The following is a 21052-nucleotide window of genomic DNA, read 5'->3' as shown; positions in this document are numbered from 1 at the left end:
TTAAAGCTTAGAAAGATTACGCTTGATATGCCGATAAAGTTTATCTTGATCCCATCCTAATCGGTATTGCAATTCATGACAAAATGCGAGCAATATGAATGACCCATCTGAATTCATTTCGAATTGAATGCCTCTTGCTGCTAATTCATCCATTAGCGGTCTTAATGGCTCAAAACTGCCGTTTCTATAAAGGGCTTCAGCACTTTCTTTCACTTCAGTAAGAAAATCGAGCATATTCTCCTGTATGAGACGCTCTTTTGTTTCTATCGACAAATGAAAAACAGCTTCAAATAGTAAATCTACTTTAGCATTCGTCAATTTTTCTGTACCAATAAAAATCCGCCTTACCTCGGCATCCAGTTTACGGATGATTGGCACTTCCTTCCTGCGGGATTCAATAGCATTTAGCAAACTCATATAATACCAAGACTGTTCCCGCTTTCCGCGATTGAACCGCTCCCAGACAACCTCTCCCACTTCATCAAGATCCGTTTGAACCGAACGGATATTATGCAACTTATCTGCTACAATTACCGCCAATTGATCCGGACTCTTTTCCTTCAGCTCTTCAATCGTCCGACGTTTCCTCTCTTCCCACGGAAGGGATTTATCCAGTTCAGATGCCGCTCGTACCAGGTCGAGAATAAAAGGACCGAATTTTAATAAATCCTGTTCGGTTGCATCCGTATCCTCTAGCGTGTCATGAAGTAATCCGGCGGCAACAACTTCATCGCTGTAACGATAATGCTTCAAGATCATGGCAACCGCAAACGGATGTGTGATATAAGGAATTTTTGTTCCTTTTCGATATTGTCCATCATGTTTTTCCAAAGCGAATTGAAATGCTTGTTCAATGATATTTATGATGAAAGCCTCCTTTATGTAAGGCTCTGTTAAAGGTAGTTGTTGATAATTCAAGAGCCTGGACGCAAAAAATCTTCTAAAGTGCTATTAAATTCATTTGGTACATCCATGTTTACAATATGACCTGCATTATTAAATATAACAAATTTACAATTTGGCTCTGTTTCCCTCCACATTTTAGCTACTTTTATTGCCAGATCGATATCATATTCTCCTACTCCAATCATCAAAGGATATTCTCTTTTTTCTATTTGAAACTTATTTACGATTCCATTTAATGATGCTAATTGTTTAAAAGAACTCTTTCTAAACTCTAGATTCATTTCATAAAATCTGTCTTGTGCTTCTTTAGTATAAGCAGATATTTTCTTATTATCTTTTGCAAAAGCTTTAATTGAAAAAACAGCTTTAAGCATCATTTTCATTTGTTTTCTTCTATTTTCTTTTTGTATAGAGCTATCAAAATTATTTATATCATATCCTCCGATACAGCAAAGGGATGCAACTTTATTTGGATATTTATTTGCAAAGTCTTGAATTAATAACGCTCCAATTGAAACTCCTACTAAATTAATTTTATTTATATTCTCCTTTATCATTATTTCTTTAATAAATTCTGAAGTATCAACAATAGTTCCTTTTCCAATTGATTTACCATGACCTAATAGATCCATTGCAATTACTTTATAATTATCTTTAAAATGTTCAAATTGGAAATCAAAACAAGTATGATTTGCAAAAGCTGGGTGAATAAACATTATGGTTTCTTTACTCTTATTATCATTTATCCAATAATGGATAGGTGTGTTATCTAGTAATTTTTCTTTCATAGCAATTCTCCTTTTAACTTGGAATCAATCAAGTTACTAGCCACCAGTTCGTCCTAATCAATAGACATCACCGACTCGGATGTGCTTTGAAGCCGGAAGTGGCCGTAAACTCTTTTGCATAATCGAAGACGGCCTGCACCACATTCCCATCGCCCTCTAAGAACGAGTCTTCCAAGAACAAAATCAACTGATCATGCCCATCCACTTTATACTTTTTAGTGAAACGGTACCCTGTAGTGATTTTCCGGGGAGGCGTTACCGAAAGCCCTGTGTTGTGGGCAAATTCCTTCTCATCAAGAAATCCCGGACTTAAATCGAATACAACCCGGACATGCTTTTCATTATTTGCATCAACTTGTCCCCATTTGATGCCATGCCGGTTGTAAGGGACAAATCCTTCCTTCTTTTTTACTGTAGTCTTTGTAGTGCAGCCTTCTTCGCTTCTCATAATCTCTTTTAATTCCAGAAGAAACTTCGAACGGTTCATTTTGAATCCCCCCTCACAAAGTACCTATAATATTTTTGATCATAAGTGCATGTATATGAATCTTTAATCCATTCTCCTAAACACTCATCTGTTTAGTGTTCACATTCTCCGTATGTCGACATTCAGGATAATTACTACACCCATAAAACTTCCCATACCTTCCAGACTTCAAAATCAGTTGCCCATCACACTTCGGACACGTAGTTTGTACAGGTGAGGCTGTCTGCTTGGACATATTTTTGGCAATGACGTTCTTTGCCTGTCCAGTCTGTTTCGCATCTTTCGCTTTTCGGATTGATTGCATATGCTTTGTCTTGAGACGTTTCTTGTCGCTTTTATCTTTAACCAAAAGCCCCTCTAACTTTTCATTGATACCCTTCACAGTAGCCTCACTAATTCTCCGCTCTTTGTATTGGGTGATTGTTGTTATCAATTTAGGGAACTGTATGACGTGCGCGGAAGTGAATTCCTTTTTGAATTTAAAAGTAGAGTTAGGTGAAAAGGCGATGATGGAATGGACATCCTGCACTTCCCCTTGTCCTATGTAGGTAAGCAAAGCTTGAACATGACCGTAGTTTTGCCGGATTGGATTATGCATTTTTGTTTTCTTTTTATAGATGACTTGTGTCCAATACGGTTTATATTCATCACCGAAAATCCAACCTTCGTAATGTTTAGTCTCGATGACAAACACTCCATGTACAGATGTCACAATATGATCTACTTGTGTTAGACCTCCCTCACCGTTTGGAATATACACATCATGGAAGACGTTGTACTCATCCCCTAAATTTCGAAGCTTAGACTTTACAACCGACTCCCCATACTTCCCTTTAATAACCGGCATTCTTCGTTTCAATATGATCATTAAGATTACGATTACGACGGCAAACGGAAACACACTTGATGCGAGAAGCATCATGATTACACTCAAAATACCCTCATAAAATCCTGACATCATACTATTGTCTACATTCATGACATTCCCCCATTTCAGCCGGAAACCAAGTCAATGTATATACTTTCCAACTATTATAATAATAGTACCACACAACATGTAAAAACTGGAACTATATTACCAGTAAAATATATGGTATGGTTTTCACAGACTACATAGAAGGAGTTACGAGAAATGACTAAACAACAAAAACAGAAAAAACCATTCTATAAAAAATGGTGGGTTTGGGCGATTGCGATTATTATTGTGATTGCTGTCAACAGCAACGATAAGGATACAGCGGAAACAACCAAAGAGGAAAGCAAACCGGCTGTAACTGCATCGGCAAAGGATAAGCCGGATGAGAAAAAAGACGAACCTAAAAAAGAAGAAACTAAGGTAGAGGATGACGTTCCTAAAGAATATCAGTCTGCTTTGAAAAAAGCTGAATCGTACGCAAAAACAATGAACATGTCCAAAAGTGGTATTTTTGATCAATTAACTTCAGAATACGGCGAAAAGTTTTCAGTAGAAGCTGCCGAGTATGCAATGGATCATCTTGAATTTGACTGGAAAGCAAACGCTTTGAAAAAGGCCGAATCCTATTCGGAAAATATGTATATGTCAAAACAAGGAATCTACGAACAACTAACTTCTGAACATGGTGAAAAATTCACGGATGATGAAGCTCAGTATGCAATCGACAATCTGAAAGCCGATTATAAGGAAAACGCATTAGAAAAAGCAAAAAGTTATCAGGAATCAATGAGTATGTCACCAGAAGCTATCAGAGACCAATTGACTTCTCAATACGGTGAGAAATTCACAAAAGAAGAAGCCGATTACGCTATTAAGAATTTAAATAAATAAATAGAAAACATGCCCTCTTCCTTCGTTGGTTGAGGGCATTAGAATACATATAAATTCTATTGGGAGATACCAGTTAATCTTCCAAGAGAGATGGAGATATACATATGAATAAAGATTTACTTGATGAACGAAGTGTAATGTTCAATAGGGAATTTACCTTTGAGAAAAAATCAAAAGGAATTGCTTTTCTATTATGGTTATTCCTTGGTGTTTTTGGTGCTCAACGTTATTATGTTGGAGATATTGGTATAGGTCTTGCTATGACATTAACGGGTGGCGGCGGTGGTATTTGGTTTCTAATTGATGCCTTTTTCATTGCGAAACGTGTAGAAGCTAAAAACCGAGAACTTGAGCTAAAAAGGGAAAAAGACATTTGGATCTGGAAGCAAAAAAGAGGGCAAGAAATTAGATTACAGAATCAAAGAAGAGAGCAAGAAAAGGAGCATGCAATTAGATTACAGAACCAAAAAAGAGAGCAAGAGATTAGATTACAGAATCAATTAAGGGAGCAACGAATTAGAAGATCTGGTATCCATGAGGTTGACGAAATGTCAGGCGAAGCTTTTGAGGAGTTTCTTCAAACTTTATTAAAAGCTAGAGGATACATGGTCAATTTAACCCCGACCTCAGGTGATTATGGCGCTGATCTTATTTTATCTACAAGTAGTAAAAAAATAGCCGTTCAGGCAAAACGATATAATAGTAAGGTAGGTTTATCTGCAGTTCAGGAAATTGTTTCTGCGAAAAGCTATTATCATGCGGATGAATGTTGGGTGATTACCAATAATCACTTTACAGCTCAAGCTGTAAATTTAGCATCTTCCAATGGAGTTATTTTAGTTGATCGGGATAAATTGATTGAATGGATGGTCGAGGAGACTAAAAATGTAGAAAACGATTTAGTATCTTCGGGATTATGAGCTGTTTTACGTAAAGTTCAGAGTAGCGTTTCTGTGATAAACAGGAACGCTTTTTTGTTTTGGTTACGAAGTATCGGAGTCAAAAGACCACACAGACAGCAATTATAATCCAAGCACCCGTCCGTCTGAATTGTTCAGGTGCCTGGTACGGTAACGCAATCAGCCGTTAAGTAATTTTATTAGATTGCTACGATCAATTAATCTGACCTCAAGTTCATTTGCTAGTTGCATTGCATGAGATGTATAAAATGACGTAGTTATTACCCAAGCCTCCGTACATTCATAACGTAATTTACCAGTCGCCACTTCTTGAATTGGTTCATTGCCGACTTTATTGCTCGGCTGGTACCTTTTGCACTGAACCGCAATCTTTCTGTCTTCCTTCTGTAATATCAAATCCACGCAGTGATCTCCAAATAGCCATGCTAATTCCGCCCGATATCCTTGGCTCTGAAAAAATTCTAATAAATAAAGTTCAAATTGATAGCCTGACATATTATCAATTAGTTCAATACCTGTTTTCGGATTGGATGGAAAGGGGGTTCTTTCTGATACTGCTATGGTTAACGCTTGTCGTATCGTTATGCCCGAAAAATATAGTTGCTGTTCTTGAAGCCTTTGATCGATTTCTCTTACATCGTTGCTGCTTGGTACAAATGTAGGTAATAGTTCCGGATCAATCGCATTGACAAACTCTGTTATCACTTTGTTATCTGAAAGCCTTGTAGATCGAAACCATTCTACAAGTAATAAAATCATGATCGTCATTAAAGCAGCAACTATCCAGTATTCGGGGACCGTAATTTTTAACAGTATGAAAGACATTTAATCCACCCCAAGCGCTTAGTGTTTTAACACTTCCGATAAGCCCGTCTTTCTGCATACACGCAGCAATCCAAACAAACCTTTTCCACCTTGTTGTTCGGTAATCTATATCGTTGATAGTCTGAGATTTTCCTTTTACAGATTCCACATTTCGATTTTAAGAAGCTGAACATTCAATTCCCCGCCCTTTTTCTGCATAATTCGCATTAATTAAATAATATCATACAAAATGAAAAATGTTCCTTAAATTCAAAGAATTGTTCTTGCAAATTCTATTGTTAACATTGCTATACACACTACAATCTAGCACTATGCTAAAATGTAGAAAATTGCTAATCGAAGGAGAAAATTATATGCCTATCTACAATAAACTTGTACGTGACTTGATACCTGACATTATCGAAAAGGACGGTAAGACGTGCGTCACATATACATTGGACGACTCACAATACATAACAGAAGTGAACAAGAAGATGCATGAGGAATTGGCGGAATATGAAGGGGCTCTCACATCGGATGATGCCGTTGAGGAACTTGCAGATTTGCTGGAGTTGATTCACGCAGCAGCGAAGTTTCACGGGGTGACGGTGGGAGAACTGGAAGCTGTGCGTGCGGAGAAAGCAGCTAAACGCGGTGGTTTCGAGGAACGGATTTTTTTAGTAGAAGTAGAAGATGACTGAACTGCGTTTCCTTACATAGTAAAGTACCAGGCACCCGTAAAACTTAGAATTGTTCGGGTGCCTGGTAACTATTTTTCGTCTTTATTTAGTTGCTATTTTGATAGCTGTTTTATACAACAACTCGGTCCCGATGGCAATATCTTCATAGGTCGAAAACTCCGCAGGATCGTGGCTGATACCGTCTTTAGATTGCACAAAAATCATTGCAATTTTACAATCTTGCGCCATAGAGAGAGCATCGTGGAACGCCCCGCTAGTTAGTTCCGGAACGACTTCTAGCCCCATCGCTTTACTCTCTTCACGCATAATATCTAAAATATCCTCACTACACGGCTCTGGAAAGAAATTCGTATCTTCGTAAATCGTAAACTGAAGACCATTTTCTTGGGCAGTTTTTTCAATGTAACTACGTAATTGTGCTTCATACCGATTGCGTCTGTCTAAGTTAATATCCCGTAAGTCGATCGTAAAGGTAACCCTTTCTGGAATAATCGCTCTCGCATTCGGGTATATTGTTAAGTTACCAACTGTGCCGACAGTCGGAGCATCAGGATCTTGTGTTACGATGTCTCTCAATCCAGAAATCACTTCTGCCGCACCAACTAACGCGTCTTTTCGTAACTTCATTGGAACGGTACCAGCATGGCCAGCAGACCCAGTCAGTTCTACAGTCAGCCAAAGCGGCCCGGAAATTCCCGTAACAATTCCTACAGGAGCATTTGCTTTCTCTAACACAGGGCCTTGTTCAATATGCATTTCAATATAAGTATCAATTGATCCTTTTGGATATTCTGAAGCAGTGAGCTGGTCAGGGTTTGCCCCAAACTCAATCAACGCTTCCCGCCTTGTGATTCCGTCTTTATCCGCACGGTCAAGTTCACCTTCATCTAATTGCCCAGTTATCCCTCTGGATCCGAATAACCCCTTATTAAAGCGGAAGCCTTCTTCATCGCAGAACGCCATAATTTCGATTGGCATTTCAGGCTTAATATTTTGTTCTTGCATCGTTCGGACAACTTCTAATCCGCCCAGCACACCAATTGGACCATCAAAACGCCCACCGGATGGCTGTGAGTCAATGTGTGAACCGAGCATCAAAATAGGTGCCTCTGGATTTTCCCCTTCCAGTCGGCCAATTAAATTCCCGAAGTTATCGACTCTCGTCTGTAAGCCAGCTTCTTCCATCCACCGCTTCACAAGTTCTATTCCTTCTTTATATTCCTTTGACAAAGCTAATCGACATACGCCAGTTTCACCAAACTTACCAATTTCAGCGAGCTTATCAATATTTTCTTGTAATCGTTTTTGGTTGATTGTTAATTTTTGTAGACTCGTATTTATCAATTATCCTTCTCCCCTTTGCAAAAAGCCCTTATCCAACATTTAAAAGATATTCACCGTGATTAAGCGTTAGCTTTCTTATCTTTAGCTTTTTCGACGTTATAAATGATAGCGATTGAAATCGCAACACAGGAAGCAATTTTTATTAATGATGGTATTGGTGAGAAAAAGACCCCTATACCGATTAGAACCGCCATTACACCGTATTTAGGCTTACTAAAGGCAAATTGACCTAAGACCGCACCAAAAACTGCAGGTAGGACGAATACAAATGACGCTTGGATAGATTCAGGGATTAAGTTGACGATAAATGTTCCGGTCAAAACCGTTAAAATAATTATGATCGTATTCGTTAAGGAGGCGAGGGCAATTCCGAGAACTCCAGCTATTTCAGCTTTTTTCGTTCCAAGTTCGGCACCGACAGCTTTTTGGGCAGCCGACGAACAAGGGACACATAGATTTGCGATATTTCCCGATAAAAAGGCGATATATGTTCCGCCTATCCCGAGAATCGGGAAGTAAGTTATAGGTTCAAGTATCCATAACACTCCAATAAACGCAGCATAACCAATTAATCCGGCAAGAATTGGCCCCCACCCCGGATGTGCTCCGAGTACAAACGACAAATACGCCGGTAATCCTACTGAAGCAATCATTACTAGTAAAATAGTTAAGCGACCCCAGAAGTGGGACTGCTCATGAAATCTAGCCATTGAACTGCTAGCAGACTCAGATTTTGCTTTAGAAGCTCCACGAACATACTCTGGACTAATACTCATAATTATTCCTCCTTAAATATACAAAGTTTACTCATCTTTAAAACTAGGTAAGGGTTATGACTATAGTTCCGACAATCATTCCACAAACCATTGAAATTCCAAGTGACCATTCTCTTAGCCAACCTATATTTTTCTTATCGGCAATTGTCATGCAAACAATCATTATTCCAAGAGAGGCAATTCCTGCAAAGAAAAAGCCCAATCCTTTTAGCATTTGTTCGCTTGCTAAATATCCAAATGCACCAAGCATGGCTGCTAAGGAAATACTTGCTACCGCTTTAGGGTTTTTCGTACGGATTGCCTTCTCTGCTTTTCCAAGAGATTTTGTGAAAAGAAATGTGACTAGGAGCCAGCCCATTCCACCTAAACACATCGTCCAAACGACAGTTGCAAGCGCTTTTTCATTAAATCCAGCGCCCCCTAGCTCAACGCCAAAGGCCTTCGCACCAATATGAGCCGCGGCTGTTTCTGTTGCGGCAGATCCGATAATTCCGATTCGCATCATTGTTATAGGTGGACCAAGGAGTGCTATTAACGAAACGATAACAATTGCAATCCCAAATGAAGGTCCAAGTGAGCTAATAAAGCCTGTCCTTATCGCTCTTGACACTTCTGTAGGAGTTAATCCTGCATCCGGGGCAGCTTTTTTAGCAATGCGCATAAACATAAGTGCTTGAAAAATAACGACTCCCATTACAAAAAAGGCGACGATCCACACGATAGTACCGCTAGCCATATTCATTACATTTTCCGGCATTTAAATTCCCCCTTCAACGTTGTATGAATACATATTTGAACTACTATGCAACTCAAGTATTTTTTCTTCCGACAGATAATCAAATACAGATGCAATGAAAAGCCTTCCGATAGTTATCATTGCTCTTTCATCAACATTAAACTTGGGATGGTGATGAGGATAGACATCACTTTCTAGCGCACCGCCCACCCAAAAGAACGTTCCAGGTACTTCCTTTAAATAGTAAGCAAAGTCTTCCATCCCCATTTGCGCTGGAATATGTTTAATGAATTCCTGATCAAATAGATCTCTGGCAACTCTTTCTACGCGTTTTGTTTCTGAAGGGTCATTGACTACAGCAGGATAACCACGAACATATCTAAAGTCGGCTCTTGCACCAACAGCTTCACACGTTGAAACGACAATCTTTTCAATAGATGCTTCAATCTTGTCACGAACATCATCATCAAACGTACGTACAGTTCCTTTAATCCGTGCCGAATCCGGGATGACGTTAAAACTGTCACCGCCTTCAAATGTTGCAACTGTTACGACAGCTGGTCTCATGGGATTTACTTGGCGACTGACAATATGTTGTAAGTTTAAGAGAACTTGTGCACCGGTAATAAGCGGATCAACAGTTAAGTGAGGCGTAGCTGCATGTCCCCCTTTACCGTAAATCTCAATTTCAAACGTGTCTCCTGCCGCCATTGCTGCACCTTCTTTAAAACCGATCACACCGAGTGGATCCATGGAACTAACGTGTGCGCCATATATGACATCTACTCCATCAAGACAGCCGTCTTCAATCATCGGCTTTGCTCCACCGGGAATAACCTCCTCAGCGAATTGATGAATAAAGACGACTGAACCAGTGAGCTTATCTTTGTTTTCACTTAGTACCTTAGCAACGCCAAGCAAGGCAGCGGTATGTAAATCATGGCCACAAGCATGCATGACACCCGGAATTCTAGACTTATATTCGAGATCATTCTCTTCTTGAATAGGAAGGGCATCAAAATCTGCTCTTAGTGCCACCGTTTTTCCAGGCTTGTCCCCTCTTAATGTCCCAACGACACCACGGCCTCCAACACCTGTCTTAACATCGATTCCTAGGGATTCTAAGAACTCAGCTACCTTCTTAGGAGTGTTTATTTCTGTGTGTGAAAGCTCTGGATACATATGGAGGTCTCTTCTGAACTCTACGAGCTCAGGATAAATTTCATCTAACCTAGTAAACATTTTTTCTAGCATTGTATGACTTCTCTCATTGTGAAGTAGCATAGTATGACTCCTCTCACTGTATAGTTGTTATTTTAAAAGAAGGGCTTAACACCCCAATACATAATTCTTTCTCGTGCTAATTCAATTACATTCTTATCTGGAAATATAATATGGAATGCTCCCGGCATATCACGGATGTGCAACTTCCGTTGACTGCCGGAAATATTCCCATCCATGTTAGTCGCCCATTTTAATGATGATTCTGGAATTATCGCCGGTCGCAAGTAAATCGAAACCTTCGTTAATCTCGTCCAAAGTAATAATATTCGAAAGCAAGCGGTCAACTGGCAGTTTTCCGGATTTCATCATCGTAATGTAATTCGGTATATCACGCAGCGGTACACAACTTCCAACATAGGAACCCTTGATTGTTTTTTCTTCCGCTGTCAAGGTCACTTGAGGAAATGCAAATTTAGCTTCTGGATGCGGAAGCCCTGTGGTCGTTGTGACCCCACCCCGTTTCGTTATCGCATAAGCAACATCCATCGCAGGGACGACTCCGGCTGTTTCAAAAGCGTATTCCACTCCTCCGCCTGTATAGTTGCGTACCTGTTCCACAACATCCGAATCTTTTGAGTTAAAAACAGCGGTAGCCCCAAATTCCTTTGCCTGTTGCAACTTTTTCTCATTAATATCGATTGCAATCACTTCTCTTGCTCCGGCAGCAATGGCACCAAGCAAAGCACTTAAACCAATACCGCCAAGGCCGACCACCGCAACTGTAGAACCTAATTGAACTTTTGCTGTATTGACGACTGCACCAACGCCTGTAATAACAGCACATCCAAATAACGCTAACTTCTCAAACGGCAGATCCTCGTCAACTTTTACGAGAGAGTTCTGAGAAACGACAGCAAACTCTGAAAAGGCGGAAACTCCAACATGATGGCCAATCTGTTCTTTCCCGGTATGCAGACGAACGCCACCGCCTATTAATGTTCCATCCCCATTCGCTTTAGCACCAGGCTCACATAAAGCAGGTCTCCCCTCTGCACACGGGACACAATGACCACAACTTGGGACGAATACACAGATGACCTTGTCACCTTTTTTGAAGTTTACAACCCCTTCACCAACCTCTTCGACGATCCCTGAAGCTTCATGCCCTAATGCCATTGGTAAAGGCCTTGGCCGGCTGCCATTAATTACAGACAAATCAGAGTGACAAAGGCTTGCGGCCTTAATCTTTATTAATACTTCTCCCGCTTGAGGCGGGTCTAACTCGATTTCTTCAATGTGAATTGGCTTACTATGTGCATATGGCTGACTAACACCATCCGAACGTAAAATTGCTGAACGTATCTTCAAAGTACCCCCGCCTTTATAATAGTTTTACACCTATAAATTTCAAATCGGACATACCTTCAATGGCATAACGTACGCCCTCTTTCCCAATTCCGCTTTGTTTAACACCCCCGTATGGGAAATGGTCATATCTTCGAACAGAAACCTCATTTATCCAAACCCCGCCCATTTCTAACTGGTCAGCAATTCGGAAAGCACGATTAATATCATTTGTAAACACACCCGCTTGAAGGCCGTATTCTGACTCGTTCGCTTCTTCGATCGCCCGTTGTTCATCCTCAAACGGAATAATAGCAATCATTGGAGCAAAAACTTCCATGCAGACGACATTCATATTCGGCTTAACATTTTCCAGAATAGCCGGTACAAGGAAAGGGCCGTTACGTTCACCGCCTGTACGAAGTGTCGCACCTTGACGAACTGCCTCTTGAATCCAATTTTCCGCACGGGTAGCAGCGTCTTCCGTAATCATTGGTCCAAGCTGGGTCGTTTCATCGGCAGGATCACCTATCTTTAACGATTCAATTTTTTCCGTTAACAGCGATACGAACTCTTCGTAAATTTCTTTATGAACGAATACACGCTGTGCGGATACACAAGCCTGTCCAGCGAACGTAAATCCACCCATCGTAATCGCCGCCGCTGCATTTTCCAAGTTTGCATCGTTAAAAATAATATTCGGTGCGTTCGATCCAAGTTCTAATGTCACCGGTTTTTCTTTCGCAAGATCTTTCACATGCCATCCAACTTTATCACTGCCAGTAAATGTAACTTTCTTCACTTTCGGGTGTGTTACAAGGGGTTTGACTAAGTCAATCCCATATCCGTTAACGATATTAACTGCCCCTGGCGGAAGACCCGCGTCCAATAGAAGGTCATGCAGAAGCACAGATGAGATTGGTGTTTTTTCAGCTGGCTTCAGTACAACTGTGTTTCCAATCGCAATAGCGGGTGCAATCTTATGTAACGCTAAGTTAAGAGGGAAGTTAAAAGGTGTAATCGCTGCTACGACTCCAAGCGGAATCCGTTTCACGATGCCAAGCTGTTTTTCCCCGCCAATTGCGCTATCCATAGCGATTTGCTCGCCATTCAGATTTTTCGCTTCCCCGCTGGCTAGCTGCAATACTTGAAGTGCCCGAGTAACTTCCCCTCTGGCTTCTACAATCGGTTTGCCGGCCTCCTCGCTAATCGTCTTCGCAAATTGTTCGTTGCGCTCCTCTAACAATCGGGCAGCGGTCTGCAGAATTTTACTACGTTGATGTGCAGGCATAGACCGCATTGTCTCCATATATACGTCATGTGCATTATCAATGGCAGCTTCCAGATCTTCCAATGAAGAACTGTGAATTGTTGAAAGCAATTCTTGGTTGTACGGATTTCTTACTTCGATTTTCTCCGCAGACTCATTTACCCTGTGTTCCCCTGCAATTATGCTTCCAATCTGTTTCAATATCTCCCCGCCTTTCTATAAGGTACAACACCCTAAAAGTTAGTTTTAGGGTGTCTGTATATGATTACTTATTCGTAATAACCTTCAGTCGATTTTATAAAGGACTTGAATTGATTTGCATCGTGGCCAAACCAAATTTCTGAGTTGTTTTCATTTGCAAACTTTCGAATTCTTTCTACGGTGGCGTTATAGCCGACAGAGTCATAAAGGATACCAGGCGGTTTTATTGGAGGACCATAACTTTCGGCAGTATATAATGCATCTGATGCAAGCAAGACATTTCCATGGCCCGGTAATTCTACGTGAAGACCTAGCATGCCATATGCGTGTCCTGGCCCAAAATTAATAATTTTTATGCCATCTACTAGCGGCACTTCTTTTTCATGTGGTTTAATCGTGCGCCAGCGAAGCTCCTTTTTAATCCATGCCATTACATCGCCCCAAATATATGCACCCATATCACGAGTTAAAGCAAACGTCTTCATGACATTTGACAATTCCGAGTCATGTACAATAATTTCAGCATTCGTAAATAGTTCCAGACATCCCGCATGATCTAAATGCAGGTGAGATGCGACAACATATTTAATATCCTCAGGTCGAACTTTTAGTTGTTCCAAACGGTTGATTAAATAGCATTCTTCACTCTGGAATGCAGGGAAAAGTGTTTGTACTCCTTGAGGCCATCTTCCTTCCTCTCCCATTCCATCAGGGTTACAACCAGTATCAAAAAGGATTTTTCCGTCAGGATGATCGATTAACACTGCATATACTGGAAACTCGACAAACTCTGCTGGCGGGTTTGGATTATCAACACTTGCCGGATTATGCATGGCGATCATATAGTTCTTGTCCATCTTCATCGTCCCAGTATCTAATACATACACCTTTTTCGAATTACACATTGGTTTTCCTCCCTCTCCTATTTACGAATATTGAAAGACAAATCACGAGTTCATAAACTTTCATTTTAAACAAGAACAATTGTCGCTCTTGTAACCTCTCTGCTAGCTGATTTATCTAAAGCGCCTTTAATATCCTCCAACTTAAATTCAGCGTCTAACAGTGTCTCAAAAGGATAGCGATCTATATTCCTAGCTAAAAAATCAAGAGATTTCTTTAAGTACCACGGGTGATAGCGTAAAACAGGATAGATGGTAATTGCTTTACGCGTTAAAAGCCCGGGATCAAAGGCTACTGTTTGACCGGGCGATATATTTCCGATGGCAATATATCTGCCACCAACTCGAATATGATGAACCCCTTCACTAAAGGCAGCGGGTACACCTGTGACCTCCATGGCGACATCGACTCCTGCTCCGTCGGTCAGCTCATGAACTCTTTCTACCCGGGCTTCTAAAGTCGGATAGTCCGTAAAACTAATCACCTCATCCGCACCGAATTGTTTTGCCTGTTCAAGACGGCTGTCGACAGCATCCACTGCAATCACTCTTAAATTCTTTTCCTTCGCAACGGCTATGGCATTCAATCCAAGCCCGCCTGCACCTTGAACCAAGATTGTTTCACCAGCCTTAACTTGTCCTGTTTCAAGACCAAAATAGACTTGAGATAATGCGCAATTCGCACTAGCCGCAACATTGTTTCGAATCTCATCTGGTACTTTATAAAAATATTGATCCGGATGAATATAATAGTGCGTTCCAAATGTACCGTGGAAATGCGGTGCTTGTTCTGTTGGCAATCTCCAGAACTTATACGCATTCTCACATAGGTTGAACTGACCTTCTTGGCAAGGTTTACATTTTCGACAAGTCAAGAAGTAAGCGCTTACAACTCGGTCTCCAACTTTAATAGGTTGACCAGCAAAATCTTCTGTAACCCCCTCACCTAATGCGAAAATTTCTCCTATCATTTCGTGACCAAGAGCCCCGCTGCGGATAACCGGATGAAGCCCTTTCCAAATATGAAGCTCGGAACCGCAAATATTCGTCTGTAAAACCTTAACAATCACACCCCCGGGCGTCGGTTCAACAATCGGATACTCTTTAAATTCTAATTTCATTGGCTCAGTCATCTCAGCAACTAATCCCTTTTTTCCATCACACATATTTTCCCCTCCTTTATTCTATTTGGAATTGTATCCAATATCCCGTTAGAATCAATTTACCAAATAGTTTGATTAAAGTAAATAGATTGATAGAAAATACTTTTCGAATAACTTTTGAAGATACATGAGGTATTTGTGCATTAGGGAGGGATCCACATCAGATGATGTCTTTGAGGAACTGGCCGATTTGCTGGAGTTGATTCACGCAGCAGCGAAGTTTCACGGGGTGACGGTGGGAGAACTGGAAGCTGTGCGTGCGGAGAAAGCAGCTAAACGCGGTGGTTTCGAGGAACGGATCTTTTTAGTGGAAGTAGAAGATGACTGAACTGAAAAGAAGCGTCCAGATCTGGACGCTCTTCACTTCATTATAACTTTACGTGTTCGCCAAAAACAGTATTCATGAGGTTGCGCTTCTTTTCCGCTTGCAAAGCCGACAACCTGTCGATTTCTTCTTGGAGGGCATTGATTTCAGCAACTTCTTGCTGAATATATGCTCGTGGAATCATATCTCCCAGTTCATAATAATCGATTTCCCGTCGCAGATCCGCCACTTGATGATGCCGCAGCGTCGCACTAGCCGATCCTGTCGGCTGTCGATCCATCACTTCTTCAAGCTGTCGATAAAGTTCTTGTAATCTCGTCATTTTCATCACTCCTGAATTTTTTCCCAAACAAAAACTCTTCCCGATTAAGAGAAGAGTTTGCGTGCAAAAATTTCTTCTCATCGTTCAGGTTTCCCTGTTGGATGTAGCACCTTACCATCAGGCAGGTTGCTGAGACTTCGTCGGGCCAATTCCCTCCATCTCTCTTAATAAGAAAAGAGTTTATGTTCAGTTGACTATTAGTATAGCACAGATGGTTTTATTTTACCTATCAATGATTTCATCAATCGCTTCTTCCAACATGGCACTGAAATACGTATTCTCCGTACCAGGACTCAGATCAATCAATCGGACATCATACTCATTTAGTTTATAATCCGGATTGGTTTCTTCCCATTTGATTGGATAAACCGCCCACACCTCTGTTACCGGTTTTGCATCAATGAGTTGATTCCTCACGCCGTTCAATTTTGTCGTGTAGGAACTCATTCCGTTTGAATAATTCGCAAGCTGCCTCATGACCTTCGGAATCTGTCTTCCCTCTTCTAAGTCCGCGTCGTTCCATAAGTATTCGCGCTTCCGGTATTTAAAATCAATAATGAGTGAACCCTTATACTTCTCCTCGACCCACACATCAATTCGACAGTCCGGCCGGTTATTATCCAAGGTGCGCATCGTTACCAATGGTGATAGCTGTTCCCTTCTTTTCGGAAGCAGTTCATCATAGAAGATACGGATTTTATAGTTATCACGGACAAGCTCTACATAATCCACTTCATTTTGACCAGGAACGATCACCTGATCTAATGTGTTTTGATCGATTTGAAGCCAGTTTCTCCTCATCGTGAAGCCGTGTTCATCCCGTAGAATATTGATGACCTTCAAATAACCCCATATTTCATAAAGGATGTCGGAACGCTTATAGTGAAACTGCAGCTTCGGTTCTGCTGCATTTTGCTTCGTTCCTTGTTTGATCATCCGATACAGTTTGTAGAAAATTGAGTATTGCCCTGCTGAAAAGAACACCAACGGAATTTGACCGGAAATATTTTCAGATATGTCCTGGATCCATCTTTCCGTCAGAAATAGCGTAAGTTCGTTCCGCAAATAATTGACTTCCTTGAGGAGCTCTTGAGCCTGCACCATATTGTAGTTTTTAATATGCGGGCTACCAAAACACTCTTGCATTTCATTCACATTCTTTAGAATCAATCGGACGATGAACTTGATCCAACGGTTTTCCGGTATATTATACGTTACCGTCGAGACGGGTGCCTGTATCGTCTTTTGTTGTTCCGGATGCATCATGAGATATTTGATCGATTTGCTGTCTATTTTTTTCGCCCGATGTTTCGGGATAACCGGATAATCCTTCACAACCGAATAGCGACGATTCTTCCCAATTGCATGAAGGCCACTAATTATTTTTTCCCTGCTCGACAAAATCATCGAGTATTCATCAATCTTCTTAGGGCCGAAAATATCGAGTGCCACCTCATTGTAGATCATGCGGCGATTTGTCAGCTCACTCGACAATCCTCTGACCGCCCGCTCGATTTCCTGCACCATAATCGTATGCTGATCCTCTGTGACGCGTTTCGTCAACACTCTTGCTCGTGCTTCCAAAGACTCGCCACTTGGTGTAGAAACCATGAGGAAATACGTTCCTGGAATGAAAGGGTACGGCTTATTCTTTGCAGGATGATAGAGCACATAAGGAGTTTCAGAAGGAACGATATAGAGCCCCTTCTCATCCTCCTGCACGTATTGCTCCTCCAGCTGGTCGATGCCGTCAATATAAAGCTTGTAACCAGGCGGTGCCTCGAATAACACGCTTAACAAAGAGTTTTCGACGAGCTGAACTTCATCCACCAAATAGCGTTCGTCCGTTCGCTCATAAAAATAGTTGCACTCTTTTTCCACTCTGCTTGCTCCATATTGCTCCACAAAAGTGACGTTAAATTGTGTAGCCATTTCTCATAAGCCCTTTCGCCTTTTCCAACAGAACCGCCCTCGATTTGCTGAAATCGGATAAATCAGAGTAGTCGTCATAAATCGCAGACAACCGAGAGTTGACGACCCCTGTATTATCCTTTACAGTCTCACCAATTAAGGAGCGGAGCATTTCTTCAGAGCCGCGAATTTTAGACATGACCCGTTGGACGAACTGCAAGTCGAATGCCATTTTACGGTCAATCGGAGATTCCGCTAAATTACCTAAGTTCTTAATGTACGTGTCAATCTGCTTAACGATACGAGGTCCAATCCCCATAGTAGCGGATACTTCCATGAGAGCAGTATGTACTTCCCACAAAAACTCAAGTTCCCTTTCCGTCAACACCATTTTGCGGTCCTGATGGACGAAGCTCTGAACAGAGTAAGAGACTTTCTTATCCACCTTATCATTCACTTGTGATTCCATCGTTAGGAACTGAGTGAAAGGCTCGACATGCAGCGTAATCAAGTTCGAACGATCAAGCACCTTATCACTGAATTGATGCGTGCTTTCATCCAAGTTGACGGTCCCCGTGAAGATGACATTGTCACCGATCAAGATTTCCGGTGGATAGAACGAGCCGTTGTAAAACTTACTTTGAAGATCACGGTTATATAATTTCAGCTTACGACGGCCTTTTTCCATCTCCAGCACCGATAGGAATTGAGAAAAGTAATGTTCCACCTTTGCCAAGTTCATTTCATCAAAGCAGACAATGAACGTCTCATTGCGGTTTTTCTCCGCCTCGATCAATAGGTTCACGAGTCCAGTTTCTGCCGGACGATACACATTGTTCACGATATCCGGGTAGCCGATTAGGTCAGTGTCATCCGTCCAAGTTGGGCTGACCGGAATCATGAGGAACTTATCGGAATCCAAATGAAGGCCTTTTTGATAGGCATTGATGAGTTGGGATTTACCCGTACCACTCATCCCAGCCAAAATCGTTAAACCGCCCGTTTTGACGCATGTATGGAAATTATATAGATCTTCCACGTTGTACACTAAATTCATCTTTTTCGTTTCAGCGATGAATTGCTCCATGAATGCTTCTTCGTCCAACCGTGAAGGCACTTCCACTTCGATCGTCGAAACCGGTACTTCTTCTTTCTTCACGGTAGACTGAACATCTGCTTTTTTGGCGGGTGCTGCAGCTTGCTCAGGCTCAGGTTGCGGTTGAGGTAGCGGTACTGAACTTTCCTCCTGTAACGCTTTGATGATTTGATGATCTTCATCCATTCCGACAAACATCGCATTTTGATATGTATAGATTTCATTGACGATTTTCTTGTCTAATTGAGCAAACTTAAGGTTTTGATCCTCCGGTACAAAGCTGAATCCCCCATGGGCATAATGATGGCTTTCAAATTCACCGACTGCATAATACTCATTATCCAATGTCTTGAAGATAATGAATCGCGGCGTATCCTCAGGCTCACGGGATACTTGTTCGTTCCGTCCGATATACCGGCCTTCCTTCAAATTGGTGATGAATTGCTCCCACGTATAATCGTCAGCAGTTCCCATATCCTTGCTTTCTAGGAACAACGGCACCGGCATGAAGCTTGATCCGTCCACAAACGACGGCTTCATTGGAATCAACTGGATGTTCTTAGCGGAATAGTACTCATCACGCGGACTCACCTTCTTCTCAATCTGGAAGACGAGCAGCTTGCCATCCAAAAAGTCAATCAGGCTCTTGATACGTTGGTCACGGTCAAAATATTCGTCCTCAAATCCATGTTCTGCTAGATCGCTTCCCCAGCACGTGATCGTTCTTTGGCTATTTGGAAAGCTATGCGGCGGTGTCGACAAAATCCGGATGGAAAATTGAAGCTCATTCGAACTGTTTACAAAAATCGACTTATATAATGGATAACGCCCTTCTTCTGCTTCAGCTAATACACCTAAAATAAACGGTTCCCAAAATCTATTCATCTCACTAGCTCCCTCATCACATCTTTTAATTGTTTAAAGTTTGTGATTGTTAGTATTTTTTCTCTATTCTCTTGCGATACTTTTTCTTCATATAAAACCTCATCAATTACATAACTGAGAAACAGCTTATGTTCATAGAGGTCGATACTTTGAATCAGCTCTTCGATATTGTCCAGTTCAAATAAGTCAATATCGAAGCGATCATCTCTTAACACTTTATTGTTCTTCGGGTTACCGATGATTGCGAGCTTCTTCTTTTCCTTTGGTACTGACTCTTGCTTTTCTATTTCTTTCTCTGCGTTGCCTTGCTCCCTTTCGACCGCCTTTTCACTTTCAAATTTCTTATGTAATTGCGCAAGCTCTTCCTCAAGCTTTTTTGACGATGCTTTTTCCGCAGCTAAATCTTGAGTTAGCTGATTGATTTCCTTTTGATGTTCTGTATTCTTTTCTTTTAGTTCTTTCTTGAGTTGCTGTACTTGGTTGATCAAGTCCTCCTTCTCTTTCTGAAGCGTATCTATTTTCTGCTGAAGCTTCTTTTCCTGTTTTGGAGAAAGTGTTTCTGCTTTAGGTTGTGAAGGCTCTTGCTCCACCTTTTCTTTTTTCGGTTTCTCTTTCTTTGGACTTTTTTCATCATCGGCATGTCGATTATCGTACAAATCCAAAGCTTCTTCATAGTGGTTTTGCAAGAAGAGCATTAACGCTTTTTGACGGTCATCTACGTTATGTTCCTCGGCAAGTTCCAAGAGATCTTCTTTCGTGGGTTCTTTACCAAGCTTTTCTCGGTTATCTACAATGAAGCCTAAAGGAGGTATGATCTTCATTTTCCAAAGCTTCGTTCTGATTGTTTTAATCAGAAGTTTATTTTGGAGAAACTGAGTTGGGAGTTTCTCTTGACTATTATATTTCTTGCTCATACTCGTGCTATACAGCAGCAAGTCCAACTGTTTGTTATTCAACTTTTCGATCATCCATTTAACGAATTCCTTATCCTCTAATCTCTCAATCAGGGCATCATCCAATTCCTTTGCGTCTTTCACGACAATCTCCTCTTTTCCGCATTATTTTGCTATCGAAAATCAAAGGGTAAGAGCATGTTAATTATGAAGTTATAACGAGTTAAATCTAAACTATTACATATAC

The 21052-nt window shown here is 41.2% G+C and carries 21 protein-coding genes and 1 riboswitch; of the genes, 4 read left to right on the top strand and 17 right to left on the bottom strand.

Annotated elements, in window-relative coordinates; genetic code table 11:
- From MHZ92_RS11825 to MHZ92_RS11810, 4 genes are all read right to left on the bottom strand, one after another.
- Complete coding sequence (locus MHZ92_RS11825; protein ID WP_239431903.1) at positions 1-918, bottom strand: HD domain-containing protein; 918 nt, start codon at positions 916-918, stop codon at positions 1-3.
- Positions 915-1694, bottom strand: a complete 780-nt coding sequence (locus MHZ92_RS11820) for an alpha/beta fold hydrolase (RefSeq protein ID WP_239431902.1) — start codon at positions 1692-1694, stop codon at positions 915-917. Before MHZ92_RS11820 ends, MHZ92_RS11825 begins: the two co-directional genes overlap by 4 nt.
- Before the next feature lie 67 nt (positions 1695-1761).
- On the bottom strand, positions 1762-2181 hold the full coding sequence (locus MHZ92_RS11815; RefSeq protein ID WP_239431901.1) for a hypothetical protein: 420 nt from the start codon (positions 2179-2181) through the stop codon (positions 1762-1764).
- A 76-nt stretch (positions 2182-2257) separates the two neighbouring features.
- The gene (locus MHZ92_RS11810) at positions 2258-3160 is read right to left on the bottom strand and encodes an NERD domain-containing protein (protein ID WP_239431900.1); all 903 of its coding nucleotides are present in this window, start codon (positions 3158-3160) and stop codon (positions 2258-2260) included.
- A gap of 153 nt (positions 3161-3313) precedes the next feature.
- Between MHZ92_RS11810 and MHZ92_RS11805 the strand changes: the two genes are divergently transcribed.
- Both MHZ92_RS11805 and MHZ92_RS11800 read left to right on the top strand, forming a co-directional pair.
- Positions 3314-3988, top strand: coding sequence for an Ltp family lipoprotein (locus tag MHZ92_RS11805; RefSeq protein ID WP_239431899.1), 675 nt, complete (start codon positions 3314-3316; stop codon positions 3986-3988).
- Between the two features lie 104 nt (positions 3989-4092).
- Positions 4093-4908, top strand: coding sequence for a restriction endonuclease (locus tag MHZ92_RS11800; protein WP_239431898.1), 816 nt, complete (start codon positions 4093-4095; stop codon positions 4906-4908).
- Positions 4909-5067: 159 nt separating this feature from the next.
- On the opposite strand, the gene MHZ92_RS11795 is transcribed toward MHZ92_RS11800, so the two are convergent.
- Entirely contained in the window at positions 5068-5733 is a 666-nt protein-coding gene (locus MHZ92_RS11795) for a restriction endonuclease (RefSeq protein WP_239431897.1), read from the bottom strand.
- Between the two features lie 353 nt (positions 5734-6086).
- On the opposite strand from MHZ92_RS11795, the gene MHZ92_RS11790 reads away from it, so the two are divergent.
- A complete protein-coding gene (locus MHZ92_RS11790; RefSeq protein WP_239431896.1) occupies positions 6087-6413 on the top strand; it encodes a nucleoside triphosphate pyrophosphohydrolase in 327 nt (108 codons plus the stop codon).
- Between the two features lie 81 nt (positions 6414-6494).
- On the opposite strand, the gene MHZ92_RS11785 is transcribed toward MHZ92_RS11790, so the two are convergent.
- The 8 genes from MHZ92_RS11785 to MHZ92_RS11750 all read right to left on the bottom strand — a co-directional run bounded on the left by MHZ92_RS11785 (position 6495) and on the right by MHZ92_RS11750 (position 15376).
- Entirely contained in the window at positions 6495-7754 is a 1260-nt protein-coding gene (locus MHZ92_RS11785; RefSeq protein WP_239432027.1) for a M20 family metallo-hydrolase, read from the bottom strand.
- Positions 7755-7816: 62 nt separating this feature from the next.
- A complete protein-coding gene (locus MHZ92_RS11780) occupies positions 7817-8533 on the bottom strand; it encodes a small-conductance mechanosensitive channel (protein ID WP_239431895.1) in 717 nt (238 codons plus the stop codon).
- Between the two features lie 43 nt (positions 8534-8576).
- Entirely contained in the window at positions 8577-9290 is a 714-nt protein-coding gene (locus MHZ92_RS11775; RefSeq protein WP_239431894.1) for a DUF5058 family protein, read from the bottom strand.
- On the bottom strand, positions 9291-10523 hold the full coding sequence (locus tag MHZ92_RS11770) for a M20 family metallopeptidase (protein WP_239432026.1): 1233 nt from the start codon (positions 10521-10523) through the stop codon (positions 9291-9293). It abuts the gene before it with no gap.
- A gap of 207 nt (positions 10524-10730) precedes the next feature.
- Positions 10731-11861 (bottom strand): zinc-dependent alcohol dehydrogenase family protein, encoded by a 1131-nt coding sequence (locus tag MHZ92_RS11765; RefSeq protein ID WP_239431893.1) that lies wholly within the window; start codon positions 11859-11861, stop codon positions 10731-10733.
- Between the two features lie 13 nt (positions 11862-11874).
- Positions 11875-13308: an aldehyde dehydrogenase family protein gene (locus MHZ92_RS11760; RefSeq protein WP_239431892.1), complete on the bottom strand. Its 1434-nt coding sequence runs from the start codon at positions 13306-13308 to the stop codon at positions 11875-11877.
- A 68-nt stretch (positions 13309-13376) separates the two neighbouring features.
- Entirely contained in the window at positions 13377-14213 is an 837-nt protein-coding gene (ahlS, locus tag MHZ92_RS11755; RefSeq protein ID WP_239431891.1) for an AhlS family quorum-quenching N-acyl homoserine lactonase, read from the bottom strand.
- A 65-nt stretch (positions 14214-14278) separates the two neighbouring features.
- Entirely contained in the window at positions 14279-15376 is a 1098-nt protein-coding gene (locus MHZ92_RS11750; RefSeq protein WP_239431890.1) for a zinc-binding dehydrogenase, read from the bottom strand.
- 124 nt (positions 15377-15500) lie between these two features.
- Here MHZ92_RS11750 and MHZ92_RS11745 point away from each other — a divergent pair, with 124 nt between their 5' ends.
- The gene (locus MHZ92_RS11745; RefSeq protein WP_370644695.1) at positions 15501-15701 is read left to right on the top strand and encodes a hypothetical protein; all 201 of its coding nucleotides are present in this window, start codon (positions 15501-15503) and stop codon (positions 15699-15701) included.
- 40 nt (positions 15702-15741) lie between these two features.
- On the opposite strand, the gene MHZ92_RS11740 is transcribed toward MHZ92_RS11745, so the two are convergent.
- From MHZ92_RS11740 to MHZ92_RS11725, 4 genes are all read right to left on the bottom strand, one after another.
- Positions 15742-16020 (bottom strand): hypothetical protein, encoded by a 279-nt coding sequence (locus tag MHZ92_RS11740; protein ID WP_239431889.1) that lies wholly within the window; start codon positions 16018-16020, stop codon positions 15742-15744.
- A gap of 74 nt (positions 16021-16094) precedes the next feature.
- Positions 16095-16194: riboswitch (SAM riboswitch) on the bottom strand.
- Positions 16195-16242: 48 nt separating this feature from the next.
- Positions 16243-17952: a DUF2357 domain-containing protein gene (locus MHZ92_RS11735; protein ID WP_239431888.1), complete on the bottom strand. Its 1710-nt coding sequence runs from the start codon at positions 17950-17952 to the stop codon at positions 16243-16245.
- Positions 17936-19912, bottom strand: a complete 1977-nt coding sequence (locus tag MHZ92_RS11730; protein ID WP_239431887.1) for an McrB family protein — start codon at positions 19910-19912, stop codon at positions 17936-17938. The genes MHZ92_RS11735 and MHZ92_RS11730 overlap by 17 nt, the downstream gene beginning before the upstream one ends.
- Positions 19909-20949, bottom strand: coding sequence for a hypothetical protein (locus tag MHZ92_RS11725; protein WP_239431886.1), 1041 nt, complete (start codon positions 20947-20949; stop codon positions 19909-19911). Before MHZ92_RS11725 ends, MHZ92_RS11730 begins: the two co-directional genes overlap by 4 nt.
- Positions 20950-21052: the final 103 nt, after the last annotated feature.

Source organism: Sporosarcina sp. ACRSL, from assembly GCF_022346605.1.
Classification (GTDB): Bacteria; Bacillota; Bacilli; order Bacillales_A; family Planococcaceae; genus Sporosarcina.
The sequence above is the reverse complement of the archived record's forward strand: the minus strand, read 5'-3'. Positions and strand labels throughout refer to the sequence as shown.